Below are 24,403 nucleotides of genomic sequence, written 5' to 3' on the forward strand. Positions count from 1 at the left end.
CCGAGGGGCGGGCCGTCCTCCTGCGACGGCCCGCCCCTGGTTCCCCCGCCCCGGTCAGGGGGTCTTCTTGGTCACCTCCAGGTCGGCGGTCGGCTCCTCGACCGTGCCGCCGGGAGTGCCGGTGGTGGACTCGTTGTTGGCGTCGACCGGGTCGCGGGTGGCGGAGTCGACGACGGCGGTGTTGCGGATGTCGGAGCCGTCCCCGGTGTAGTCCGGGTCGAGCTTCACCCGGAACACCCAGGTCACCGAGGCACCCGGCGCCAGAGTGGCCTGCGGGCCGCATTCGACCTGGTCGCCCGAGACACACTCGTCGTCGGACGCGACAAAGGTCAGCGCGGACGGCAGGGTGTCGGTCACCCTGACCTCCTCGGCCTGCGAGGGGCCCCGGTTGGTGACGGTCACCCGGTAGTCGAAGGTCTCACCGGGGGCGACCGGAACGCTGGTCACCGGCCGCTTGACGACCGCCAGGTCGGCGGAGGGCGCGGCGACCTGGCCGCCGGGGACCGTCGCCGTGTCGGTGTCGTTCCCGCCGGCCGGGTCGATGTTGTCGGCGGTGACGCGGGCGGTGTTCAGCAGATCGCTGCCGTCGCCCTTGTACGCCGGGTCGATCCGGACCGTGAGGGTGTACTCGATGGTCTCGCCGACCCCGAGCGGGGCGGCCCGCCGGCAGGTGATCGCGAGGCCCGAGACCGTGCATCCGGCGGGTGACGAGGAGACATACGTCAGTCCGGGCGGCAGTTCGTCGGAGAGCCGCACATTGAGCGCGTCCGCCGACGGGCCGTTGTTGGTGACGCGGATGCGGTAGTCGAAGCTCTGGCCGGGGACCGGCGGGGTGGTGCCCACGGCCTCCTTGGTGACCGCGAGGTCCGCGTACGGCTGGTTGACCGCGCTGCCGGGCAGCCCGGCGGGCGGGCTGGTGTTGTTGCCGGGCACGGGGTCGGTGGTGTCCGATGCCGCGGTGGCCGTGTTGGCGATGTCGGAGCCGTCACCCCGGTAGTTCGGGTCGAGCCGGACCGTGAACCGCCAGGTCCTGGTGGCTCCGGGGGCGAGCACCGCCTGCGGCCCGCAGGAGACGTTCTGGCCGGTCGCCGTGCACCCGTCGGGCGAGGCGACAAAGGCCAGCGGGGTGGGCAGCGTGTCGGTGAGCCGGACCGCGAGGGCCTGCGAGGGGCCGTCGTTGGTGACGGTGACGGTGTACTCGAAGGTCTGGCCGGGGGAGATCGGTGTGGTGGTCGTCGGCCGCTTGATGGTCCAGATGTCGGCCTGCGGCCGGGTCACACCGCCGGGCGGCAGCACGGGCGGCGAGGTGTTGTCGGTGGGGTCGGGGTCCTCGGAGTCCGATGTGGAGGTCGCGGTGTTGCGGAGATCGGTGCCGTCGCCGCTGTAGGTCTCGCTGAGCCTCACCTTGAACGTCCAGGAGACCCGGGCGTCCGGCGGGAGCACCCCGAGCGGGCCGCAGGTGACCCGCTGGCCCGAGGCCACACAGGGGTCGGCGGAGGAGACGAAGGTGATCCCGGGCGGCAGATTGTCCGTCACCGAGACGTTCCGGGCGTCGGACGGTCCGGTGTTCCGGGTGGTGATCCGGTACTCGAACTCCTCGCCGGGCACGATGGGTCCGCTGCCGAGCGCGGCCTTCACGGTGTTCAGATCGGAGACCGGGTCGAAGGGCCCGTCCGGCGGCACCGGGTCGGTCTTGTTGTTGTCCGGGTCCGGGTCGACGGCCTCCGACGTGCCGGTGGCGGTGTTCCCGAGGTCGGTGCCGTCACCCCGGTAGGAGGGGGAGAGCTGGACCACGAAGGTCCAGGTCTTGACCTCGCCCACGCTGAGCTGCGGCTCGGGGCCGCAGGTCACGGTCCGCCCGGCGGCGGTGCAGCCGTCCACCGACGACACGAACTCCATGCCCTCCGGCAGGGTGTCCGTCGCGGTGACATCGCGCGCCACCGAGGGGCCGTTGTTCCGGGCGGTCAGGGTGTAGGTGACCAGACCGCCGGGCGGGACGGCGGCCCCGGAGCCCGGGGCGCGGGCGAGCCGGGTCACCACCCCGGCGGCGGAGGCGGAGGCGGCGGATGCCCAGGAGCCCGCGGAGGCGGAGAGCGGCACCGCGGCGGCCGGTCCGGCGTGTCCGGCGGCCTGCCGGGCGTGCCCGGCGGCCTGTCCCGCGAGCCCGGCGGCCTGTCCCGTGTGCCCGGCGGCCTGCCGGGCCTGTACGGCAGCCGGCCCCGCGAGCCCGGCGGACGGTCCGGCGTGTCCGGCGGCCCGTACCGTGCCGGAGCACAGCGACACCGCGCAGACCAGGGCGGCGACCACCGCCCCGGCCCCCGGGAGCCGGCGTCTTCTCGATCTCATCTCGCATCGATTCCGTTCGTGAATCCGGAGCCGTCCATCCGCTGTGCGGCTCACGAGCCCTTCGGATGGACGGCCGTGGGTCAGCCGGTCCGCTTGGTGAGGACCAGATCGGCGGTGGGCGCGGTCACCCGCCCGCCGGGCGGCCCCGACGTACCGCTGTTGTTCGCCTCGTTGGGGTCGTCGGTGTCCGAGGCGGCCACGGCGGTGTTGCGGAGCGTGGTGCCGTCCCCGGAGTACGCCGGGTCGAGCCGCACCCGGAAGGTCCAGGTGGCCGAGGAGCGGACGGCCAGGGCCGCGACGGGGCCGCAGCTCACGGTCCGGCCGGAGGCCGTGCAGCCGTCCGGCGACGAGACCAGGGCCAGCGCGGTCGGCAGCACATCGGTGATCCTGACCCCGCGGGCCGTGGACGGGCCGTCGTTGGTCACGGTGACCCGGTAGTCGAAGGTCTGGCCGGGTGCCACGGGGGTGGCGGTCACGGTCTGTTTGGCGGTGCGCACATCCGCCACCGGCCGGGTCACCCCGCCGGGTGGCGGGGCGGCGGCGCTGGTGTTGTTGGCGGGCACGGGGTCGGTGACGTCGTGGGTGACGGTGGCGACATTGCGCAGATCGCCGCCGTCGCCGGTGTAGCCCGGGTCGAGCCGGACCCGGAAGGTCCAGGAGAGGGACTGGTTCGCGGCGAGGGTGCGGGCCGCCGGACAGCTCACGGCCGCGCCGCTCGCCGTGCAGCCGTCGGCCGATGAGACAAAGGTGAGACCGGCCGGGAGGGTGTCGGTCATCCGCACATTGGCGGTGTCCGACGGCCCGTTGTTCCGCGCCGTGATCCGGTAGTCGAAGGTCTGCCCCGGGCTGACCGGGCCGCTGCCGACACCGCTCTTGAGCGCGGCCACATCCGCCCGCGCGGTCACCGTGGTGGTGGCGCTCGCGGTGTTGTTGGTGGTGTCGGTGTCGGAGCGGTCGGCGGGCGCGGTGACGGTCGCGGTGTTGGTGAGGGTGGCGGGCTGGGCGGGCGCGGTGCCGGTGATGGTGTAGGTCGCGGAGCCGCTCCGCAGCAGATCGACCGTGGTGATGAGGGTGTTGCCGCTGCCCGACGGCTGTCCGCAGGCGCTGCCCGCGGTGGCCGTGCAGGTCCAGGTCACCCCCGTGAGCCCGGGGACGGTGTCCTGCACATACGCGCCCATGACGTCGTTGTCGTCGCTGTTGGAGACCCTGACGGTGTACGTCACCCGGCCGCCGGCCGCCGGGACGGTGGCGGGGCTGCCGGTCTTGGTGACCGAGAGATCGGCCGGGACATTGATCTTCAGATCGCCGATCTCGTGGATATTGGTGGCGCCTCCGGTGCCGCCGGAGAAACCGACCTTGAGGGTGGCGGGCAGGGCCGGCTGACCGGCGATGGTGGTCACGTCGTAGTCGGTGACGATCTCGTTCAGCGCGGTGCCGGGCCCGGTGTCCGACCAGATCGACACCAGCAGCCGGCCGCCGCGGGGCACCACGGTGACCCGTACGGTGCGGTAGTCGCCGCGCCCCCGGGTCTCCACGGTGCCGCCGGGGCCGTCGACGGAGGTGCCGAAGCGGTAGCCGGTGGTGCCGCTGCCGCCGCCGCGCAGCACGATCTTGTTGGCCTGGGTGCCGGGCCCGCCGTTGCCGACGGCGGTGGAGGAGAAGTTGCCGAACTCGTCGATCCCGATGCCCAGGAAGGCGCCGGGCACCCCGGACCGGTTGCAGGGCGGGCCGCCGCCGCAGGCGTAGCCGAGGCTGCCGCCGGGAGCGCCGGTGCCGTTCGGCGCGGCGCCGTTGGCCAGGAAGAAGGCGAGGCCGTCACCGCGCTTGCCGTCGAAGGGGGTGCCGCCGTAGGTGGCGTAGGTGAACTCGGCGACGATGCCGAGCCCGGTGGAGAAGGAGTCGTTCATCTCCCAGCCGCCGGCCTGGCCGCCCGCCGCGCTGGTCAGCCGCAGCCAGCCGCCGCTCTGGTAGCTCGCGGTGCCGGTGAGCGTGCCCAGATTCCCGGCCGGCCCGTCGAAGGGCTCGTGCACGGGGAAGCTGAGCGCGCGGGGGGCCTGCTGCCGCTGTACGGGGGTGGTGCGGGCGCGGTCGTCGCCGCGTGCCCCGTCCCGCGCGGTGGCGTGCTGGGGCACCGGACCGAGCAGTGTCGCGCACAGGGCGGCCAGGACGGCCAGGGCGGTGCGGCGGAGGGCCGTGCGCCGGAGGATTCTCATGTCGGCGGGGCCTCTCAGCGCTCGATGCGGCGGCCGAGCACCACGAGGGCGCAGCCGGCGGCCAGGGTCAGCCCGGCGGACCACGGCAGCCAGCCGGGCACCTCACGGCCGGTGTCGGGGAGCTGCGGGCCGCCCGGGTGCGGCTTTCCGGGATGCGGCTTTCCGGGGTCGGTGGGGCGGGGCGGGTGGGTCGGCGGATGCGTCGGCCGGTGCGGGTGGACGACGAACAGCGGGCCGCCGTCGGGGCCGGTGGTGCCGGAGGGGTTGCTGTTGTTGCCCGGCACCGGGTCCCGGGTCACGGAGGTGACGGACGCGATGTTGTCGATCTCCCGAACGCGCCCCCCGCCGTGCCCGCCGCCGCCATGGCCACCGCCGCCATGGCCACCGCTGTCCCCGCCGCCGTACCGGGGTGCGCTCTCGCGCACCTGGACGACGATCCGGTGGGTCACGGACTGCCCGGCCGGCAACGGGCCGGGGACCGGGCAGACCACCCGCTGCGCCGAGCCGGCGGCGAGCCGGCAGTCGGGCGATGAGACGAAGCGCAGCAGCTCCGGCAGCGGGTCGGTGACCTGGACGCCCCGGGCGGCGGAGGGCCCGAGGTTGTGGACGGTGATCCGGTACGTGAAGGTCTGGCCGGGGGTGACCCGGCGGCTGCCCGGCGGCAGCTCGGCGGTCTTGCGGAGGGAGAGATCGGCGCTGCCCGCCCCGGGCGGCACGGGGAGCCCGGTGAGGGTGTCCGTGTTGTTGCCGGGGTCGGGGTCGGCGGTCTGGGAGGTGACGGCGACCACATTGGTGATGTCGGTGCCGTCACCGGTGTAGTCGGGCGCCAGGGCGACATGGATCAGCCAGCTGTGGGAGCGGCCCACCGCGAGGGTGGCCAGCGGTCCGCAGGTGATCGTCCGCCCCTGTGCCGTACAGCCGTCCGGCGAGGAGACGAAGACCAGCGCCCGGGGCAGTTCGTCGGTCACGACGACGTCCACGGCCCGGGAGGGGCCGTGGTTGACGGCGGTGACCCGGTAGACGTAGGTCCCGTCGGCGGGGGCCGGGGCCGGGGCGCCGGCGGTGAGCCGCTCAGCGGTGGGGACGGCCGGAGGGGTGGACGGGGGAGCGGTGGACGGGGCCCGGGCGGTGAACTCCGTACGGAGGGCCAGATCGGCTCCCGGGCCCGCCGCGCCGCCGGCCGACGGGGACCCGGAGGAGACGGGGGCGGGGGCCGCCGGGCCGCCGGACCCGGCGCCGGGCGAGGCCGCCGGGGTGAGCGGCGCCGGGGTGAGCGGCGCACCGCCCGGCCCCTCCACCGCGTGCGCTCCGCCGGCCGGCCCCGCCGCCAGGACGCCGGCTCCCAGCACACAGCAGACCGCGATGGACCCGCTGACGCGGCGGAGTGCCCGCGCGGGCAGGCCGTGGATGCTTCTCATGCGGGATGCCCTCCGTGCTCGCCGGTCGATGATTCGCCGACACCACCCCTCCCCGAAGCCCTGTGAATTATCTGATAACCACTCAGAATTCGCCGTAATGCAGTAACCGTGAGTAATCGTCCCGGTGCGCGAAAAGGCCCGGCCCGGGGGTCGCCCGGGCCGGGCCTCTCCGCTCGCGGCCGTCAGCCGGCGGGACCTACAGGAACGAGTTGATCTCGATCGTCTCGGTACGGCCGGGGCCGACCCCGATCGCCGAGATCGGCGCTCCCGACATCTCCTCCAGCGCCTTCACGTACGCCTGCGCGTTCTTCGGCAGATCGTCGAAGGTCTTGGCCTTGGTGATGTCCTCGGACCAGCCCGGCAGCATCTCGTAGACCGGCTTGGCGTGGTGGAAGTCGGTCTGCGAGTAGGGCAGCTCCTCCACCCGCCGGCCGTCGATCTCGTACGCCACACAGACCGGGATCTGCTCCCAGCCGGTGAGCACGTCGAGCTTGGTGAGGAAGAAGTCCGTCAGACCGTTGACCCGGGTCGCGTAGCGGGCGATCACCGCGTCGAACCAGCCGCAGCGCCGGTCGCGGCCGGTGGTCACACCGCGCTCGCCGCCGATGCGGCGCAGCGCCTCGCCGTCCTCGTCGAACAGCTCCGTCGGGAACGGACCGGCACCGACGCGGGTGGTGTAGGCCTTGAGGATGCCGATGACCCGGCTGATCTTCGTCGGCCCCACGCCCGCACCCGTGCACGCCCCGCCCGCGGTCGGGTTGGAGGAGGTGACGAAGGGGTACGTGCCGTGGTCCACGTCCAGCAGCGTGCCCTGGCCGCCCTCGAAGAGGACGACCTTGCCGGCGTCGATGGCGTCGTTGAGGATCAGTGTGGTGTCGGCGACATAGGGCCGCAGCTGCTCCGCGTACTGGAGCATCTCCTCCACGATCCGGCCGGACTCGATGGCGCGGCGGTTGAAGACCTTGGCGAGGAGCTGGTTCTTGGACTCCAGCGCCGCGTCGACCTTCTGCACGAGGATCGACTCGTCGTAGAGGTCCTGGACGCGGATGCCCACGCGGTTGATCTTGTCCGCGTACGTCGGGCCGATGCCGCGGCCCGTCGTACCGATCTTGCGCGTTCCGAGGAACCGTTCCGTCACCTTGTCGAGCGTGACGTTGTACGGGGTGATGAGATGGGCGTTTCCGCTGATCAGCAGCTTGGACGTGTCCACGCCGCGGTCATTGAGCCCGCTCAGCTCGGAGAGCAGGACGGCCGGGTCGACCACGACTCCATTGCCGATCACCGGGGTGCACCCCGGTGAGAGAATTCCGGAAGGGAGCAGATGCAGCGCGTACTTCTGGTCGCCCACGACGACCGTGTGGCCGGCATTGTTGCCGCCCTGGTAACGCACCACATAGTCCACTGAACCACCGAGCAGGTCGGTGGCCTTTCCCTTGCCCTCGTCACCCCACTGAGCACCGAGCAGCACAAGTGCGGGCACAGGCGTACACCCCTTCCGGGCGGGGCATGTCCAAGGTCAGGGGGCGTGAGCCGTGCCTGAGTCCGCGGACCGGTTGCCCCGGAATAGACGAAGCCCCTGGCGCAATAGCGCAAGGGGCTCTTGCACAAAGATGCTACCCGAGGAAGGACCGAGGTGTCGGCTCACGACCAGCTGCTGGTGGTCATCGACCCGGTCGCCCGCCGAAGTGACGGCGAGTCCGTTCGGATCGCGAAGGATGTGCTGTGCGGCGGCTCGGAGGCGAAAATCTGCCTTCCGGAGGGTCCCGAGGAGTTCGCGCGGGCCCTGGCCCGCAGGGGTTCCAGACGGCCGGTGGTGGTGGGCGACGACCGGGCGCTGCTGCGGGCGGTGGCGCTGCTGCACCGGGACCGCTGGCTCGGGGACGGCGCGCTCGCCCTGGTCCCGGTGGGCCCCGTGGTGGAGCTGGCGCACTCCCTGGGGGTGCCCCGGGGGGCGGTCGCGGCGGCCAGGGCGGTGCTGGACGGGGCGGTGCGGCGGCTGGATCTGCTGGTGGACGAGAGCGACGGGGTGGTGGTGGGGGATCTCACGATCCCCCACGCGCCCGTGTCCGGGGGCGCGGCGGGGGTCTGGGGGGCCTGCCGGCTGCTGGTGCGGTCCCTGGCGCGCCCGGCGCCCGCGGTGCTGCCCGCGGCCCGCTCGCACCGGCACCGGCTGCGGGTGGAGGCGGACGGGGTGCTGCTGGCGGATCTGGACCGGGAGGTGGAAGGGGTGACGGTGCGGGCGGTGGGGGGCCGGGCGGAGGTGGTGGTGCGGCCGGGGGGTGCGGAGCGCCTGACGGCGAAGGCGCTGTCGGTGACCGTGTCGGGCCCGGATTTCCGCTACCGCGCGGACACCCTGATCACGGGCCCGGTCCGCACCCGCACCTGGACCCTCCGAGCCGGAGCCTGGGGCCTGACCCTCCCACCCCCCTGACCCACCCACCTGAAGGCGCCCCCCGCCCCTCCGGCGGGCCGAGGCACGAAATCCAGCCCCGCTGGGGGCACCCGTGGCGCGGGGGCCGTCCTCACACTCCCCGAGCTGCCTCTGGGAGGTACCCCCGGACGGGCCGGGCGGTACGGGTGAGCGGGGCCCTCGGGGCTACAGCTCCACCAGGAGCTGGTCCACACCGCGGATCACATACCCGGGGCTCCACCCCGGCTCCCCCACCAACCTCATCCCCGGCGCCTCCCGCAACAGCTCCCCGAAGGACGCCGCCAGCTCGATCCGCGCCAGCGGCGCCCCCAGGCAGAAGTGGATGCCCGCGCCGAAGGTGATGTGCGGGTTGTCGCGGCGGGCCAGGTCCAGCACGTCCGGGTCGTCGAACCGGGCGGGGTCGCGGTTGGCCGAGCCGAAGAGGAGCGCCAGCTCCGACCCGCGCGGGATCACCGTCCCGCCGATCTCGATGTCGTCCAGCACCCAGCGCTCGAACATCTGGAGCGGGGTGTCGTACCGCATCAGCTCCTCCACCGCCGTGGGCAGCAGCGAGTGGTCCGCCCGCAGCTCCGCCAGCCGCTCCGGGTGGCGGAAGAGCGTCCACCACCCGTTGGCGGTGGTGTTGACGGTCGCCTCGTGACCCGCGTTCAGCAGCAGCACACAGGTGGAGACCATCTCCTGCTCGCTGAGCCGGTCGCCCTCGTCGTGCGCGGCGATCAGCGCCGAGATCAGATCCCCGCCCGGCTCGCTCCGGCGCTCGGCGATCAGCCCCCGCAGATACCCGGAGAACTCCCGCGACGCCCGCACCGCCCGGCGCGCCGTCTCCTCCGACGGGTTCAGCTCGAACATCCCGCAGATATCGGCCGACCAGGGCCGGAGCAGCCCCCGGTCCCCCGGCGGAATCCCCAGCATCTCCGCGATCACCGCCACCGGCAGCGGCTCGGCGACATCCGCGAGCAGATCGCCGCCGCCCGCCTTCCGCACCCCGGCCACCAGCTCCGCCGCCAGCCGGCGCACGGTCGGCTCCAGCGCTGCCACCGTCCTCGGGGTGAAGGCCCTGGTCACCAGCCGGCGAATCCGGGTGTGGTCCGGGGCCTCCAGATCGAGGATGCCGTGGTCGTTGAGCGTGTGGAACGGCTCGTGCTCGGCGGGCGGGGGCGTGCGCCCGAACTCCTCGTGGGTGAACCGGTGCAGATAGGTCCGCCCGAGCCTGCGGTCCCGCAGCAGCGCGGAGACGTCCTCGTAGTGCGGAATGAGCCACTGCCGGGTGGGCTCGAACCAGTGCGCCCGGCCGGTCGCCCGCAGCCGCTCGTACGCGGGGTACGGATCGGCGACGAAAGCGGGCGACCACGGCTCGAAAAGTGCGTCCATAAGCGGACGTTAACCCCATCCCACAGCCGGTGACCAGAGCTGTGGACAAAGCTCAACCGGCCCGTGACCAGCACGGAAGGCAGCCGGACGCTATCCGGGGGTGACCAGCCCCGCCTCGTACGCGAAGACCGCGGCCTGGGTGCGGTCCCGCAGCCCCAGCTTCACCAGGACCCGGCTCACATGGGTCTTGATGGTGGACTCCGCGACCACCAGATGCGCGGCGATCTCCGCGTTCGACAGGCCCTGCGCGATCAGCGCCAGCACCTCGGTCTCGCGCTCGGTCAGCTCCCCTATCCGGGAGAGCGACGACACCCGCGGATTCTGGGACAGCTTGGAGAACTCCGTGATCAGCCGGCGGGTCACGGTCGGCGCGAGCAGCGCCTCGCCCGCCGCCACCACCCGTACCCCCTCGGCCAGCTGCCGCGCCGACGCGTCCTTGAGCAGAAACCCCGAGGCCCCGGCCCGCAGCGCCTGGTAGACGTACTCGTCCAGATCGAAGGTGGTCAGCACCAGCACCCTGGACGCGGCGTGGGCGGCGACGATCTCCCGGGTGGCCTCGATGCCGTTCAGCTCCGGCATCCGGATGTCCATCAGGACCACGTCCGGCGCCAGCTCGGCGACCCTGGCCACCGCCTCCCGCCCGTTCACCGCCTCGCCGACGACCTCGATGTCCGGCATCGCGTTCAGCAGCACGGAGAAGCCCTCGCGGACCATCATCTGATCGTCCACGATCAGCACCCTGATGGTCATACCGGTTCCTCGGCGACGGGGGCGTCCAGGGCGACGGGCAGGAACGCGGCCACTTCCCAGCCACCGTCCTCCATGGCCCCCGCGGTCATCTCCCCGCCCAGCATCGACACCCGCTCCCGCATCCCGGTGATTCCGTGCCCCGCCCCCGGCGATGGCTTGACCAGGCCCTTCGGCGCGGTGTTCACGATCCGCAGGCCGAGCCCACCGAGAACGTAACCGATCTCGACCCTGGCCGACGAGCCCGGGGCGTGCCGCAGCGCGTTGCTCAGCGCCTCCTGGATGATCCTGTACGCGGAGAGCTCCACCCCCTGCGGAAGCGGGCGCACCGCCCCGGTGACCGCCTTCTCCACCTCCAGGCCGGCCTCCCGCACATTGCCCAGGAGCCGGTCCAGGTCGCCGAGCACCGGCTGCGGGGCGTCGGGGGCCTCGTAGTCCTCCGCCCGGACGACCCCGAGGATGCGGCGGAGTTCGGTGAGCGCGGCGACGGCGTTCTCCCGGATGGTGACGAACGCCTTCTCCAGCTCGGGCGGCGGGTTCTCCACCCGGTAGGGGGCGGCCTCCGCCTGGATGGCGACCACCGACATGTGGTGGGCGACCACGTCGTGCAGTTCGCGGGCGATGGTGGTGCGCTCCTCCAGCAGGGTCCGGCGGTCGCGTTCGACGGCGGTCACCGACTGCTGCGCCGCGACCTCCTGCCGGGCCTCCCTGCGCACGTACACCACGGTCGTCACCAGCAGGGCCAGCAGGGAGACGAAGAGCATGTGCGGGCTGTTGCCGCCGCTCTCGTCCCCGGCGAACTCGGCCAGCATCGCGTAGACGGCGGTCGCCGTCCACATCCAGACGGAGGTGCGCGGCCGGGTCCGCAGGGCCACCACCGTCAGCACCACCAGATGCGCGAACAGGCCGGCCCCGGTCCAGGGCCACAGGCCCGCGTCCGGGAGGAGCACACTGATGACGGGGGTGGAGGCCAGCGACGCCCAGAACGCCCCGACCGGCCGGACGAGCGTCATCGCCACGGTGGCGGCGGAGATCACGCCGGCCACGAGCGCGACACTGCCGCCGAAGTTGAACGCGAGCGACGCCATCAGCACGGCGAAGGAGATGCCGGCCACCACGGCATGGGGGAGCCAGCCGGCGTACGACCGTATCCGGGCCGGGAGCCGGCGGGTCACCGGTCCGTCGGTGCTCATCCGGGGGAGCGGGCGGTAGGCGAAGGCGTCATGGAAGAGTTCCTGGCGGAGGCCGGCGAGGGCGCCGATCGCCAGGCGGTACTCGGGGCTGCGGGTCTTCTCGGTCACGTACAGAACGGTAGGCGGCCGGACGGACGCGGTCGTCAGCATCTCTGCCGATCCCGCCGCGTCCGTCCTGAGGACTACCGGGGGGCGGTACGGGGTCCACGGGAGGACCCCGCACAGCCCGGGCGTACGAGGGATCAGCCGGCGCCGGCGGCCCGGAACGCGTCCGCGTGCTCCCGGGCCCAGTCGGCGAAGGTCCGCGCCGGGCGGCCGGTGACCTCGGCGACGGTGTCGACGGGGGTACGGCCGACGGGCGGGGTGTCCCGGTAGACCGAGAGCAGGAACCCGATGACGTCGTCGGTGTGCCCGGCCTCCCGCCAGCGGGCGACGGCCTCCTCCTCGGTCAGCTCCACCAGCCGGATCTCCCGGCCGCGCGCGGACGCCAGGGTCTCCGTCTTGTCACCGATCGTCAGCGCCCGCGGGCCGGTGATGACGTACTCCCGGCCGCCGTGGCCGTCCTCGGAGAGGGCGACGGCGGCGACCGCGCCGATGTCGCCCTCGTGGACCATGGCGCTGAGCCGGTCCGTGAACGGCTCGCGGACCTCGTCGGCGGTGCGGACGGAGTCGGCCCACTCCAGGGCGTTCGCCATGAACTCCACCGGCATGAGCACGGTCCACGGCAGCGGCCCGGACCGGACCGCGTCCTCCAGCGGGGTGGGCCCGCCGCCGTGCAGCACGGTGACCCGCCGCACCCCGGCGGCCCGGGCCGCCTCCAGGATGCGGGGGCCGGTCTCCAGCGGGGTGAAGAAGCCGTCCCCGAAGGTGATCAGATGGAGCCCGGTGACACCCTCCAGCGCCCCGGCCAGGCTCCCGGGGCCGGTGAGATCCCCGCGGACCACCTCCACATCGGCAGGGAAGTCCACGGTGGCGGGGTCACGGGTGGTGAGGGCGCGGACGGGGAGGCCGCGGTCGAGCAGCTCCCGGACGATCTGGCGGCCGACGGTGCCGGTGGCTCCGGTGACGAGATGAGTCATGGGGCAACCGTAGGGACCATTGCGGACAGTTTCGGTCCGCGATACCGCCCCGGTGCGCCCGCGCTCTTCTGCGGAGCTGCTCCCTGGGGGTGGCCCAGGACGGGCTGGGGGTGCTCACCCCGTCCGGAGAGCCGGGGCACGCATTCCAGCCCTCCGTCGGTTGAGCCGCACCACCCCAGCCCCTCCGGCGACCTCAGCAACCCGGCCTCCGTCGGTTGAGCCGCACCACCCCAGCCCCCGCTGGGGACCTGGGTAACCCCAGCCCCTCCGGCGACCTGAGCGCCCCAAGCCCCTCCGGCGATTGAGGAGCGGGGGTTCGGGGGCCGGCCCCCGACCGTGGCCCGCAGGATGCGGGGTCCTGTGGCACAGGGTCCGTCCTCAAACGCCGGACAGGCTGAAACTGCTCGGGCTGCCCGTGGCGCGGGAGCGCACAAGGGGAGCGGTCACCACGCCAGTTGGGCGATCTCCTCCGCCACCACCGCACACGCATCCACCGCCGGATCGATCAGCGGAAAATGCCCCACCCCCTCCAGCAACGTCAGCCCCACCGTCTCCCCCGCCCTCCCCGCCGCCTCCACGAACGACTCCGCCAGCGCGTACGGCACCGTGATGTCCGCCTTCCCCTGGACCAGGGTCGTCGCGATCCCGGTCGGCAGCAGCGCCGCCGGGTCGCTGTGCACCCGGCGCTCCTCGAACCCCGTCCCGGTGGCGGCGACCCCGAGGAACTGCCGCACCGCGCCCCCGCACACCTCCAGCTCCACCGCCCGCGCCAGATCCGCGATCGGCGCGAGCGCGACCACCCCGCGCAACGGGGGCGGCGCCGGCAGCCGCCACGGGGACCCCGGGGGCAGCACATGGCGGGCCGCGGCCCACAGCGCGAGATGCCCGCCCGCCGAGTGCCCCGTCAGCACCGTCCGCCGGAGATCCGCCTCCGGCAGCGCCTTGGGGACCAGATCGGGCAGCGCGTCCAGCGCGGCGGCCACATCGTCGAAGGTCTCCGGCCACCGCCCCGCGACCGGCGCCGCCCCGCCCTGCTGGGGGAGGTCCCGGCCGCGCCGGTACTCCACATTGGCGACCGCGAACCCCCGCCGCGCCAGAAACCCGGCGAACGGGGTGATGTGCGCGCGGTCGTACCGGCTCCGCCACGCCCCGCCGTGCAGGACGACGACGAGCGGGGCGCTCCCCGGGCTGCCGTGGGGCGTGTAGAAGTCGACGACCTGATCGGGGTGGTCACCGTACGGAGCGGACGCATCGGGAGCCACGGCCGGATGCGAGAAAGCCGATTCGGCCTCGGCGGAGTCACGGGCGACGGGGTCCGGCATGCGATTCCAACCTTCCCGGGGAGACGCGGAATTGGCCTCGTCGTGAGGAGGTGCCGCGGAAATGATCTGACCAGCGGGGACGGTATCAGTACCCCCGCCGGCCAGGTCGGGTGTCCGTCAAGCCCGCGGCACTTCCGCGAGCACCTCGGCGATCGCCACCGCCGCCGCGCGCGTGTCGGCGAATCCCGTGTACAGCGGCGCGAAGCCGAATCGCAGCACGTCGGGCCTGCGCACATCACCCACCACACCGCGTTCGATCAGCCGTTCCATCACGGCGGGGGCCTCCGCGCACCGCAGGGCGATCTGGCTCCCCCGGGCCGCGTGCGGGCCCGGAGTCAGTGAACTGACCCTGGAATCGGGGTGGTTGACCCCACCGTCGACATACTCCTCCAGGCACTCCAGGAAGAAGTCGGTGAGCGCCAGACTCTTCGCCCGTACGGAGTCCATACAAACGCCGTTCCAGACGTCGAGCGACGCCTCCAGCGCGAGGAGCGAGAGAATGTCGGGCGTTCCGACCCGCCCCCGGAGGGCTCCCTCGGCCGGGGCGTAGCCGGGGTCCATCGCGAACGGGTCGGCATGCGAATTCCAGCCCGGCAGCGGGGAGTCGAAGGCGCCCTGATGGCGTTCGGCGACATAGAGGAAAGCCGGTGAGCCCGGCCCCCCGTTGAGGTACTTGTAGGTGCAGCCGACGGCGAGATCGACACCGTGGGCGTCCAGGCCGACGGGCAGCGCTCCCGCGCTGTGGCAGAGGTCCCAGACGGCGACCGCGCCCGCCGCGTGCGCGGCGGCGGTGAGCCCCGGCAGGTCGTGCAGCCGGCCCGAGCGGAAGTCCACATGGTTGACCAGGACGGCGGCGGTGGCGGGGCCGAGCGCGGACGGCAGCCGGGCCGGCTCGACCCGGACGATCCGGCGGCCCGTCAGCCGGGCGGCGGACTGGGCGACATAGCCGTCGGCGGGGAAGGTGGTCACGTCCACGACGATGTCGGTACGGTCCTCGTCCGGGCGCAGCCGGACCGCCGCGACCAGCGCCTTGAACACATTGACGCTGGTGGAGTCCGCGACGACGACCTGTCCCGGGGCGGCGCCGAGCAGGGGGGCGATCCGGTCGCCGATCCGCTCGGGCGCGGTCCACCAGCCGGACTCCTCCCAGGAGCGGATGCGCAGCTCGCCCCACTGGCGGGCGACGACATCGGCGACCCGGGCGGGGACATGGGCGGGGAGGGCTCCCAGGGAGTTCCCGTCGAGGTAGACGCCCTCGTCGAGCACGAACAGCTCACGGAGCGGGGCCAGCGGGTCGGCGGCGTCGAGGGCCGCGGCCCGGTGCCGGAGGTCCCGGGCGGTCATGGTGTCGTCAGACATGGCTGCGGGCCGTCCAGAGCTCGGGGAAGACATTCTTCCGGGCCCGCTTCTCCAGCCAGGCGACCCCGGCGGAGCCGCCCGTCCCGGTCTTGGAGCCCATGGCCCTGCGGGTCGCCACCAGATGGTCGTTGCGCCAGCGCCACACCAGCTCGCCGACGTCGGTCAGCGCCTCGCCGAGCCGCACCAGCTCATCGTTCTGGTCCCGGTCCGCGTAGATCCCGGCCCAGACCTGCTCGACGGCCGCGCTCGGCTCGTACCGCTGGGCCGGATCGCGCCCGAGCACCTCCTCCGGCACGGGCAGCCCGCGCCGGGCCAGCAGCCGCAGCACCTCGTCGTACAGGCTCGGCTCCTGGAGCGCCTTCTCCAGTTCGGCGTGGACGCGGGGGGCGCCCCGGTGCGGTACGAGCAGGGAGGCCGACTTGTCCCCGAGCAGGAACTCCAGCCTCCGGTACATCGCCGACTGGAAGCCGGAGCCCTCGCCCAGGGCTCCGCGGTAGGCGTTGAACTGTGCGGGGGTGAGCTGTCCGAGCGGCTTCCAGGAGGCGTTCAGCGCCTCCAGTTCGCGCACCGAGCGCCTGAGCGCGTCCATCGCCACCGGGAGGCGGTCCTCGCGCAGGGCGCGCCCCGCGGTCTCCCACTCGTGGACCAGGACGGTGAACCACAGCTCCATCACCTGAGTGGTGACCAGGAAGACCATCTCTCCGGGGTCGTCGGAGAGGGGGTGCTGGAGATGGGTCAGAACATCCGCCTGGACATAGTCCTCGTACGGAGTGGTGCCCGCGAAATCAAGGTTCGGGGCCGCGTCATGTGACATCGCTGTCTCCTCGACGTGTCCGGGTAGCGGTCCGCCCCTTCCTTGTCCGGCGTGGGAGCCCCGGTCCCCACCCGCATCATAGGCCGGGTCCGGGACTCCCTCCATGCCTGGCGGCGGTCAGCCCAGGGTGTCCGCGGCGGTCTGCGAGGAGTCGCGGAGGAAGCCGGCGCAGCGCTCGTACTCCTCCTGCTCGCCGATCGCCTCCGCGGCGCGCGCGAGCGCGTGCAGCGCCCGCAGGAACCCGCGGTTCGGCTCGTGCTCCCACGGGACGGGCCCGTGCCCCTTCCACCCGCTGCGGCGCAGCGAGTCCAGCCCGCGGTGGTAGCCGGTGCGGGCGTACGCGTACGACTCGACGACGCTGCCCCGCTCCCAGGCGTCATCGGCGAGCCGCGCCCAGGCGAGGGAGGAGGTGGGGTACTTGGCGGCGACGTCGGCGGGGGAGGTGCCGGAGGCGAGGAGGTCGCGGGGGGCGGGGTCGTCGGGGAGGTGAGTGGGGGGCGGTCCGCCCAGGAGGTTCTCGTGAATACCCATCCCCCCAGTCTCCCAGCTCCCCGCCCCCGACTTCCCCCCAGAGCCGCCTCTGCCCCCAGCCCCCTCCGGCCGCACCCCACCCCTCCGGCGTTCGAGCAACCCCACCCCGCCCCCGCCCGAGACCTGAGCAACCCCAGCCCTCCGACGACTGAGCAGCACCACCCAAGCCCCTCCGGCGATTGAGGAGCGGGGGTTCGGGGGCAGGCCCCCGACCCGGGCCCGCGGGATGCGGGGACCTGTCGCACAGGGTCCGTCCTCAAACTCCCCCGTCGCTGCCTCCGGGAGGTCCCCCCAGACAGGCTGAGTTGCGCCCCTGGCGCGGGGGTCGTTCTCAGTCGGCGGACGGGTCGGGGGCGCTCGGGGTGCCCGTGGGGCCGGTCCGGCGGGAACCCGGCTCCAAGGGGGGAGCCCCCACACCACACGACATGCGGCACTCCGGCCGCACCCCCACCCCCCGCGGCCTCCTCACCCCCACGAACGCCACCCCCGCCCCCACCACCAGCACCCCCGCGCACATCGGCATCGCCCGCCTGAAGCTCTCCCCGAACTCCGCCGCCGACCGGTACGCCTCCGGCCCCATCCCCGCCAGCAGCGGCAGCGCCGCCACCGCCAGCAGCCCCGCCGCCCGGGCCGCCGCGTTGTTCACCCCGCTCGCGATCCCCGCCCTGGCGGTCTCCACGGACGCCAGCACCGTCGCCGTCAGCGGCGCCACCAGCGTCACCATCCCCAGCCCCATCACCAGCAGCGCCGGCAGCACATCCGCCACGTACGACGGCCGCTCCCCCACCCGCAGCATCAGCAGCATCCCCGCCGCGCACAGCAGCGGCCCCACCGTCAGCGGAAGCCTCGGCCCGGTCCTCTCCGCCAGCGCCCCGGACCGGGCGGAGAAGAGCAGCATCAGCACTGTCGTCGGCAGCATCGCCACCCCCGCCTGGAGCGGCGAGTACCCGGACACCACCTGGAGCTGGAGCGCCACCAGGAAGAAGAACCCGCCGAAGGCGGCGTACACACAGAGCGTCACCAGATTCACCGCGGTGAACAGCCGCGACCGGAAGATCGACAGCGGCAGCATCGGCTCCGGCCGCCGCCGCTCCACCCGTACGAACACGGCCCCGACCACGACCCCGGCGGCCCCCGCCCACCACACGTGGGCGATCAGCGCGTAGGTGACCAGGGTGAGCGCCGCCGCCCCGAGCGCCGCGCCGAGGACGTCGAACCGGTGGTGGTGCGCCTTCGGATCACGCGACTCCGGTACGTGCCGCAGCGCGATCGGCACACAGAGCGCGGCCAGCGGCACATTGATCAGGAACACCCAGCGCCAGCCGGGCCCGTCCACCAGCCATCCGCCGACGAACGGCCCGATCGCCGCCCCGACCCCGCCGAACCCGGACCAGAGGCCGACCGCGCGGGACCGGTCGTCGGGGTGGAAGCTCGCCTGGATGAGAGCGAGGGAGCCGGGGGTGAGCAGGGCGCCGCCGACGCCCTGGAAGGCGCGCGCCAGCACCAGCAGCTCCCCGGTGGGGGCCAGCCCGCAGAGCAGCGATCCGACGGCGAACCAGACGGTGCCGATGACGAAGACCCGCCGCCGCCCGTACCGGTCCCCGAGCGCCCCGCCCAGCAGGATCAGCCCGGCCAGGGCGAGCGTGTAGGCGTTGACGATCCACTGGAGGACCGCGAGATCCGCGTCGAGGTCCTCGCCGATGCGCGGCAGGGCGACATTGACGACGGTGGAGTCCAGCAGCGCCATGCTGGACCCGAGGACGGTGGTGAGGACCACCCAGCGGCCGGTGGCCGTGGACAGCCTGATCTCCCCCGGAAGCGGACGGTCATCCATACCGGGATCATCGCAGCGCGGCCCGCGCCCCACGACCGGGGCGCGGCCAACGGCCCCGGGCCCGGACCCGGAGAAGGCCCGGCGCCCCCGAGGGGCACCGGGCCTCACCAGCGGCGATCGTTACTTCAGCTTCGTACCGGCGGAGCGGAGCGCGCCACACGCCTCGCTGACCCGGGTGGCCATCCCGGCCTCCGCGAGCTTGCCCCAGGTGCGCGGGTCGTAGGTCTTCTTGTTGCCGACCTCGCCGTCGACCTTCAGCACACCGTCGTAGTTGGTGAACATGTGCGCGGCGACGGGACGCGTGAAGGCGTACTGCGTGTCCGTGTCCAGGTTCATCTTCACGACGCCGTTCTCCAGCGCGGTGGCGATCTCCTCGGCGGTGGAGCCCGAGCCGCCGTGGAAGACGAAGTCGAACGGGTCGGCCTTGCCGTACCGCTCGCTCACACCCTGCTGGAGGTCCTTCAGCAGCTCCGGGCGGAGGACGACATTGCCCGGCTTGTAGACGCCGTGGACATTGCCGAAGGAGGCGGCCAGCAGATAGCGGCCCTTCTCGCCCAGGCCGAGGGCCTCGGCGGTGCGCAGCGCGTCGTCGACGGTGGTGTACAGCTCGTCGTTGATCTCGTGCGTGACACCGTCCTCCTCGCCGCCGGTCGGGGTGATCTCGACCTCCAGGATGATCCGGGCGGCGGCGGCCTGCGCCAGCAGCTCCTGGCCGATGGCCAGGTTGTCGGCGAGGGTCTCGGCCGAGCCATCCCACATGTGGGACTGGAAGAGCGGGTTCTCGCCCCGGGCGACACGCTCGGCGGAGACCGCGATCAGCGGGCGGACATAGCTGTCGAGCTTGTCCTTGGGGCAGTGGTCGGTGTGCAGCGCGACGGTGATGTCGTACTTGGCGGCGACGATGTGCGCGAACTCGGCGAGGGCGACCGCGCCGGTGACCATGTCCTTGTTGTGCTGGCCGCCCAGGAACTCGGCACCACCGGTGGAAATCTGGATGATGCCGTCGCTCTCGGCCTCCGCGAAGCCGCGCAGGGCGGCGTGGAGCGTCTGGGAGGAGGTCACGTTGATGGCCGGGTAGGCGAACTTGCCTGCCTTCGCCCGGTCGAGCATCTCGTTGTAGACCTCGGGGGTTGCGATGGGCATCTGTCCGCTCCTTGTGATGTGCGGGTTTGCGATATGAGCTGGCCCTGACCTTGGGGCGACGTCATCGTCGGGCCCTATCTTTCCAGACGCGCGCCCAGGCCGGACCGGGCCCGGTCGCCGGCCATCCGTCAGGGACGCGCCGCCGCCCTCCGCCCCCTCGGCCCGGGGGTTCCCAAAAGCCGAGGATTCGGACATCACCGCAGGTCAGGGCCGTGCCGGTGGGGCCTTGCGACGGGGCGGGGTCAGTCGAGACCGAGTTCGGCGAGCGAGTACGCGTACAGATACGGCACCCCGGCCGTCTCGCTGATCTTCTCGCCCGCGCCGGTCGCCCGGTCCACGATCGTGGCGACCGCGACGACCTCGCCGCCGGCCTCGCGGACGGCCTCGACGGCGGTCAGCGGGGAGCCGCCGGTGGTGGAGGTGTCCTCCACCACCAGGCAGCGCCGGCCCGCGATGTCGGGGCCCTCGACGCGGCGCTGCATGCCGTGGGCCTTGGCGCTCTTCCGTACGACGAAGGCGTCGACCCGCTCGCCGCGCGCGGCCCGCGCGTGCAGGACCGAGGTGGCCACCGGGTCGGCGCCGAGGGTCAGCCCGCCGACGCAGTCGTAGTCGAGACCGGCGGTCAGCTCGGCCATGACCTGCCCGACCAGCGGGGCGGCACCGCCGTCGAGGGTGATCCGGCGGAGGTCGACGTAGTAGTCGGCCTCCAGACCCGAGGAGAGGGTCACCCTGCCGTGGACCACGGCCTTGTCCTTGATCTGCCGGAGCAGCTCAGCGCGTACATCACTCATGCCCCCGAGCTTAGGCCGCCTCCCGCCGGCCGGCCGACGCGAGGTCGGGCGGGGGCTCAGAGGCGGCGCCAGCGCCAGGTGGTGGAGGTCTCCAGCGGGTCGATGGGGGTCACCAGGCGCGGCTGGGTGTTGAGGCCGTTCGGCGGGCCGGACTGGGGCTCCACACAGATCGCCTCGGGCTGCTCGTCGTAGATCACCACCCACTCGGCGCCGCTGGTGACGGTCAGCTCGAAATGCCCGGGCCAGGTGAGGGTGACCGCGACCCCGTCGGGCATGCCGAAGCAGTCGTCCCAGGGGCCGGGGCGCGGGGCGATCCGCCGGCCGGTCGGCAGATGGTCGGCGCCGCGCTCCTCCTGCCACTGCGGCTCGAAGGCGATGGCGGCCTCCCCGCCGCCGAGGTCGCGCCGGAACCAGGGGTGCCAGCCGGCCTGGGCGGGGAAGGACTCGTCGTAGGTCTCGATGCCCAGGGTGAGGGTGAGCGCGTCCTCGGTCAGCTCGAACATCTGGGTGACGCGTCCGGTGTACGGCCAGGGGCCGGCCAGCTCGCAGGTGAGGACGGCCTCCGCCGGGCCCGTGCGGGCGGTGCGCCAGACGGTGTCGCGCACGGTGCCGTGGATCGCGTGCGGCGCCGCGTTCAGCGGCAGTTGATGCACCTCGGCGCCGTTGCGGAACCGCCCGTTCTCGGTCCGGCCGGCCCATGGGGCCATGGGGAAGCAGCCGTACCGCTCGCCCTGGCGGAGCAGTTCGGTGCCGCCGACGGACAGACTCTCGATACGGCCGCCGCGGTGCGGGTTCACGGTCAACTCGGCGTCCCCGGCGGACAGCCTGACGGTCTTCTCGCTGCTGGTCACAGCACGACAGTACCCGCGCCGGAGGTCATCGCCGGCGGCGCAGCGCCCGGCCGACGACGACGGCGGAGGCGAGCGCGAGGGCCGCGGCGGGCGCGATCCAGCGCAGCGGCAGCCGCGCGGAGTCGCCGTCGGGGGCGGGGACCGGGGCGTAACGGCCGCGCGGCGGGGCGTGGTCGACCTCCTCGGCGCTCCGTCCGATCATGGTGCGGCGGGCGTGGGCGGCCTCGGCGGGCAGCTCGTCGGGGATGCCGGTCAGCTCCTCCAGGTCCTCCAGCCCTTCGAGCCCCTCCAGTCCTTCGAGGCCCTCGATCCCCTCCAGGCCCTCCGGGTCCGCGGAGCCGTCGTCCGCCCCGGCGTCCACCCCGTCCGCGTCCACACCTGCCCCGTCCACCCCGTCCGCGTCCGCTTCCGCTTCCCCGTCGATGTCGATGCCCCGGTCCGCACCGGCTCCGGGCACGGGCGGCGGCACGGAGGTGTCGACCCCGGAGCCCGTATCCGTATCCGTATCCGTGTCGGTGTCCGTGCCCGCGTCGTCGGCCACGGTGTCGGAAGCGGTGCCGGAAGCGGTGCCGGGCGCGGCGGGGCGCGGCGCCACGGCCTCCTTCGCCAGCCGCTCCCCGAACCGGTCGAGCAGCCGGCGGGCCGCCTGCTCCCGGGACTCGTCGGCCAGCTCCCCGAGACGCCCGTCGGCCCGGGCGGTGGCGGTGAAGCTCAGCTTCGTGCCGCCGTCGGCGGACAGCGGACGGACCGTCAGCGCCACCTTCACGGAGCCGGAACCGCGCGCCTCGGTGCCCTCGCCCTCGGCGGTGAAGACCTCCCCGCCGTCCTGTTCCGTGAGGCGCACCGCGCCCCGGTAGGTGATCGAGTGACCGCCGGCCCTGATCTTGAGCCGGCCCGAGAGCGGGCCCGCGCTGCCGTCGGCGTCCCGCTGCAATCCGTGGACGCAGCGGGCGACCCGCGCGGGGTCCCGCAGGACCTGACGTACCGACTCGGCCGGCACCGGAACGAACACCTCATGCTCCATGGGAGTCGAGCGTACCCAGCGCACCGCCGCACGTCTGCCTTTCCGGCCGCGCAGCGCGGCTCCCGCCGTGCCGGTCAGTCGGGGTGGCGGGGGTGGACCAGCGTCGAGGGGAGGAGCCCCGGCACACGGGTGCGCTCCGTGTACCAGGCGTCGGCGGCGAGGCCGGACGGGGTCAGCGACCGCAGGGGCGGGGCGGCCGGGTCCAGGCCCAGCGGCGGCGGCCGGCCGAGGGCGGCGAGCAGAAAGCCCCAGGTGCGGGGGGTGGCGCCGGGGTCGTCCGCACGGCCGGGGCCGGAGAGCCGGCCGGTGGCGCGGTAGGGGCTGGTGGTGAAGCCGGCGGCGCGCAGGGTCGCGTCCACCGTCCAGTACGTGCGCGGCCGGGTCTCGGGCGGTCCGGCGTGCACCACCAGGCGTCCGCCGTCGGCGAGGGCGGCGGTGAGCAGCCCGTAGAACTCCCGCGAGTAGAACTTCGCGCTCCGGGTGATCCCGGGGTCGGGCAGATTCACGATCACCACGTCCCAGCGCCCGCGCGGCTCGCGCAGCCAGCCGAAGGCGTCCCCGGTCACCACGCGTATCCGGTGGTCGCGGTAGGCGCGGCCGTTGAGACCGGAGAGCGCCGGGTCGGTGCGGGCGAGTTCGACCACGCCCGGGTCCGCCTCCAGGACGGTCACCGAGGCGGCGGCGGGGTAGCGGAGCACCTCCCGCGCGGCGAGGCCGTCGCCGCCGCCGAGGATCAGCACCCGGCGGTGCGGGCCGAGCATCGCGGGGTGGACGAGGGCCTCGTGGTAGCGGCGCTCGTCCCGTTCGCCCGCCCAGAGCCGCCCGTCGAGGAAGAGATCGACCGGGCCCTCTCGGCCCCCGGTGATGACGACCTCCTGCATCCCGGTCTGGACGGCGACCCGCACCCGGTCGCCGTAGACCGCGCGGCGGGCGGCCCGTTCGAAGTCGTCGACGAGGACGGCCGCGGTGCCGAGGACGGCGAGGACGGCGAGATTGGCGAGGAGCAGCCAGGCGCGGGAGCGCGGGGTGAGGTCGCGGCGGAAGAGCCAGAGCACCAGCAGGCCGCCCGCCACGGAGTTGACCGCACCGGTCAGCAGTCCGCTGGTGAGCTGGCCGAGCCAGGGCAGCAGCAGAAAGGGGAAGGCGAGCCCGCCGACGAGCGCGCCCACGTAGTCGGCGGCGAAGAGATCGGCGACGGTGCCCTCGACATCGCGCCGGGAGACCCGCTGGATCAGGGACATCAGCAGGGGCAGCTCCGCGCCGATGAGCACACCGATGGTGAGCGAGAAGGCGACGAGGACGGCCCGGGACTCGCCGAGCCAGGCGAAGGAGGCGTACAGCGCCATCGCCGAGCAGCCGCCGATCAGCGCGAGCGCCAGCTCCAGCAGCCCGAAGCCGACGACGGCCCGGCAGCGCAGCCGTTTGGCCAGGAGCGAGCCGACACCCATGGCGAAGACCATGACGGAGAGCACCACGGAGGCCTGGGTGACCGAGTCGCCGATGAGATACGAGGCGAGGGCGACCAGCTCCAGCTCGTACACCAGTCCGCACGCGGCACAGACGAAGACGACCAGCAGGACGAGATGCCGGCCCGCCGCGGGGCGCACCGGCAGGCTCACCGCGCTCTGGGGCGGTGCGAGCTGCTGCGTCCGGTCGATCATGCAGTAACGCTACGTCACGATGCGCACGCCACCTGTCACCCACACGTGTGCACCTGTCCTCACGGCGCGGGGCCGGGAGTGCGCCCGCACGCGCGCGGTACCGGGGGCGGAGGAGGGAGGTGCGCCCGCGCGCACGCCGCCGGGGTTCGCGACGCGGATGTGCGGACGGGTGCGCGCGCACCGTGGCGCCGGCGGGGCGAGGGTGGAGGTGGCGCGTGGTGTCCGTCTCATGGGGAGCTGGTTCCCGTCTCGGGCCGGGGTGTCGGATGGGGTCG

19 protein-coding genes are annotated in these 24,403 nt (G+C 73.5%); 1 reads left to right on the forward strand and 18 read right to left on the reverse strand.

Features of this window, described 5'->3' with window-relative positions; translation table 11 throughout:
* Window positions 1-54: 54 nt before the first annotated feature.
* From ACWCRA_RS17270 to ACWCRA_RS17285, 4 genes are all read right to left on the reverse strand, one after another.
* The gene (locus tag ACWCRA_RS17270) at window positions 55-2,346 is read right to left on the reverse strand and encodes a DUF11 domain-containing protein (RefSeq protein ID WP_451067963.1); all 2,292 of its coding nucleotides are present in this window, start codon (window positions 2,344-2,346) and stop codon (window positions 55-57) included.
* Between the two features lie 80 nt (window positions 2,347-2,426).
* On the reverse strand, window positions 2,427-4,559 hold the full coding sequence (locus ACWCRA_RS17275) for a hypothetical protein (RefSeq protein WP_351547942.1): 2,133 nt from the start codon (window positions 4,557-4,559) through the stop codon (window positions 2,427-2,429).
* Between the two features lie 14 nt (window positions 4,560-4,573).
* The gene (locus ACWCRA_RS17280; protein WP_451067964.1) at window positions 4,574-5,977 is read right to left on the reverse strand and encodes a DUF11 domain-containing protein; all 1,404 of its coding nucleotides are present in this window, start codon (window positions 5,975-5,977) and stop codon (window positions 4,574-4,576) included.
* Window positions 5,978-6,173: 196 nt separating this feature from the next.
* A complete protein-coding gene (locus ACWCRA_RS17285) occupies window positions 6,174-7,457 on the reverse strand; it encodes an adenylosuccinate synthase (RefSeq protein ID WP_351547937.1) in 1,284 nt (427 codons plus the stop codon).
* A 153-nt stretch (window positions 7,458-7,610) separates the two neighbouring features.
* On the opposite strand from ACWCRA_RS17285, the gene ACWCRA_RS17290 reads away from it, so the two are divergent.
* The gene (locus ACWCRA_RS17290) at window positions 7,611-8,408 is read left to right on the forward strand and encodes a diacylglycerol kinase (protein WP_351547934.1); all 798 of its coding nucleotides are present in this window, start codon (window positions 7,611-7,613) and stop codon (window positions 8,406-8,408) included.
* Between the two features lie 165 nt (window positions 8,409-8,573).
* Here ACWCRA_RS17290 and ACWCRA_RS17295 read toward each other — a convergent pair whose 3' ends face one another.
* The 14 genes from ACWCRA_RS17295 to ACWCRA_RS17360 all read right to left on the reverse strand — a co-directional run bounded on the left by ACWCRA_RS17295 (window position 8,574) and on the right by ACWCRA_RS17360 (window position 24,128).
* The gene (locus ACWCRA_RS17295) at window positions 8,574-9,779 is read right to left on the reverse strand and encodes a cytochrome P450 (RefSeq protein ID WP_351547931.1); all 1,206 of its coding nucleotides are present in this window, start codon (window positions 9,777-9,779) and stop codon (window positions 8,574-8,576) included.
* Window positions 9,780-9,869: 90 nt separating this feature from the next.
* Window positions 9,870-10,529, reverse strand: a complete 660-nt coding sequence (locus ACWCRA_RS17300; protein ID WP_351547928.1) for a response regulator transcription factor — start codon at window positions 10,527-10,529, stop codon at window positions 9,870-9,872.
* Complete coding sequence (locus ACWCRA_RS17305; protein ID WP_351547925.1) at window positions 10,526-11,869, reverse strand: sensor histidine kinase; 1,344 nt, start codon at window positions 11,867-11,869, stop codon at window positions 10,526-10,528. Before ACWCRA_RS17305 ends, ACWCRA_RS17300 begins: the two co-directional genes overlap by 4 nt.
* Window positions 11,870-11,961: 92 nt before the next feature.
* Complete coding sequence (locus ACWCRA_RS17310) at window positions 11,962-12,798, reverse strand: NAD(P)H-binding protein (RefSeq protein WP_351547922.1); 837 nt, start codon at window positions 12,796-12,798, stop codon at window positions 11,962-11,964.
* Window positions 12,799-13,241: 443 nt separating this feature from the next.
* Window positions 13,242-14,120 carry an alpha/beta hydrolase family protein gene (locus ACWCRA_RS17315; protein WP_351549757.1) on the reverse strand — a complete coding sequence of 293 codons (879 nt, stop codon included), beginning with the start codon at window positions 14,118-14,120 and terminating at the stop codon, window positions 13,242-13,244.
* Between the two features lie 117 nt (window positions 14,121-14,237).
* The gene (kynU, locus tag ACWCRA_RS17320) at window positions 14,238-15,479 is read right to left on the reverse strand and encodes a kynureninase (RefSeq protein ID WP_451067965.1); all 1,242 of its coding nucleotides are present in this window, start codon (window positions 15,477-15,479) and stop codon (window positions 14,238-14,240) included.
* On the reverse strand, window positions 15,472-16,293 hold the full coding sequence (locus ACWCRA_RS17325) for a tryptophan 2,3-dioxygenase family protein (RefSeq protein ID WP_351549751.1): 822 nt from the start codon (window positions 16,291-16,293) through the stop codon (window positions 15,472-15,474). The genes kynU and ACWCRA_RS17325 overlap by 8 nt, the downstream gene beginning before the upstream one ends.
* 117 nt (window positions 16,294-16,410) lie before the next feature.
* The gene (locus ACWCRA_RS17330; protein WP_351549748.1) at window positions 16,411-16,824 is read right to left on the reverse strand and encodes a DUF3151 domain-containing protein; all 414 of its coding nucleotides are present in this window, start codon (window positions 16,822-16,824) and stop codon (window positions 16,411-16,413) included.
* 331 nt (window positions 16,825-17,155) lie between these two features.
* Window positions 17,156-18,658 (reverse strand): MFS transporter, encoded by a 1,503-nt coding sequence (locus ACWCRA_RS17335; protein ID WP_351549745.1) that lies wholly within the window; start codon window positions 18,656-18,658, stop codon window positions 17,156-17,158.
* A gap of 120 nt (window positions 18,659-18,778) precedes the next feature.
* Window positions 18,779-19,801, reverse strand: a complete 1,023-nt coding sequence (gene fbaA / locus ACWCRA_RS17340) for a class II fructose-bisphosphate aldolase (protein ID WP_351549742.1) — start codon at window positions 19,799-19,801, stop codon at window positions 18,779-18,781.
* A 242-nt stretch (window positions 19,802-20,043) separates the two neighbouring features.
* Complete coding sequence (gene pyrE, locus ACWCRA_RS17345) at window positions 20,044-20,592, reverse strand: orotate phosphoribosyltransferase (RefSeq protein ID WP_351549739.1); 549 nt, start codon at window positions 20,590-20,592, stop codon at window positions 20,044-20,046.
* 56 nt (window positions 20,593-20,648) lie between these two features.
* Entirely contained in the window at window positions 20,649-21,443 is a 795-nt protein-coding gene (locus ACWCRA_RS17350; RefSeq protein ID WP_351549736.1) for an aldose epimerase family protein, read from the reverse strand.
* A 25-nt stretch (window positions 21,444-21,468) separates the two neighbouring features.
* Window positions 21,469-22,467 (reverse strand): CoxG family protein, encoded by a 999-nt coding sequence (locus ACWCRA_RS17355; protein WP_451067966.1) that lies wholly within the window; start codon window positions 22,465-22,467, stop codon window positions 21,469-21,471.
* A gap of 74 nt (window positions 22,468-22,541) precedes the next feature.
* The gene (locus tag ACWCRA_RS17360) at window positions 22,542-24,128 is read right to left on the reverse strand and encodes a polyamine aminopropyltransferase (RefSeq protein WP_351549731.1); all 1,587 of its coding nucleotides are present in this window, start codon (window positions 24,126-24,128) and stop codon (window positions 22,542-22,544) included.
* Window positions 24,129-24,403 lie beyond the last annotated feature (275 nt).

It is taken from the genome of Streptomyces sp. NPDC001889 (genome assembly GCF_053594535.1).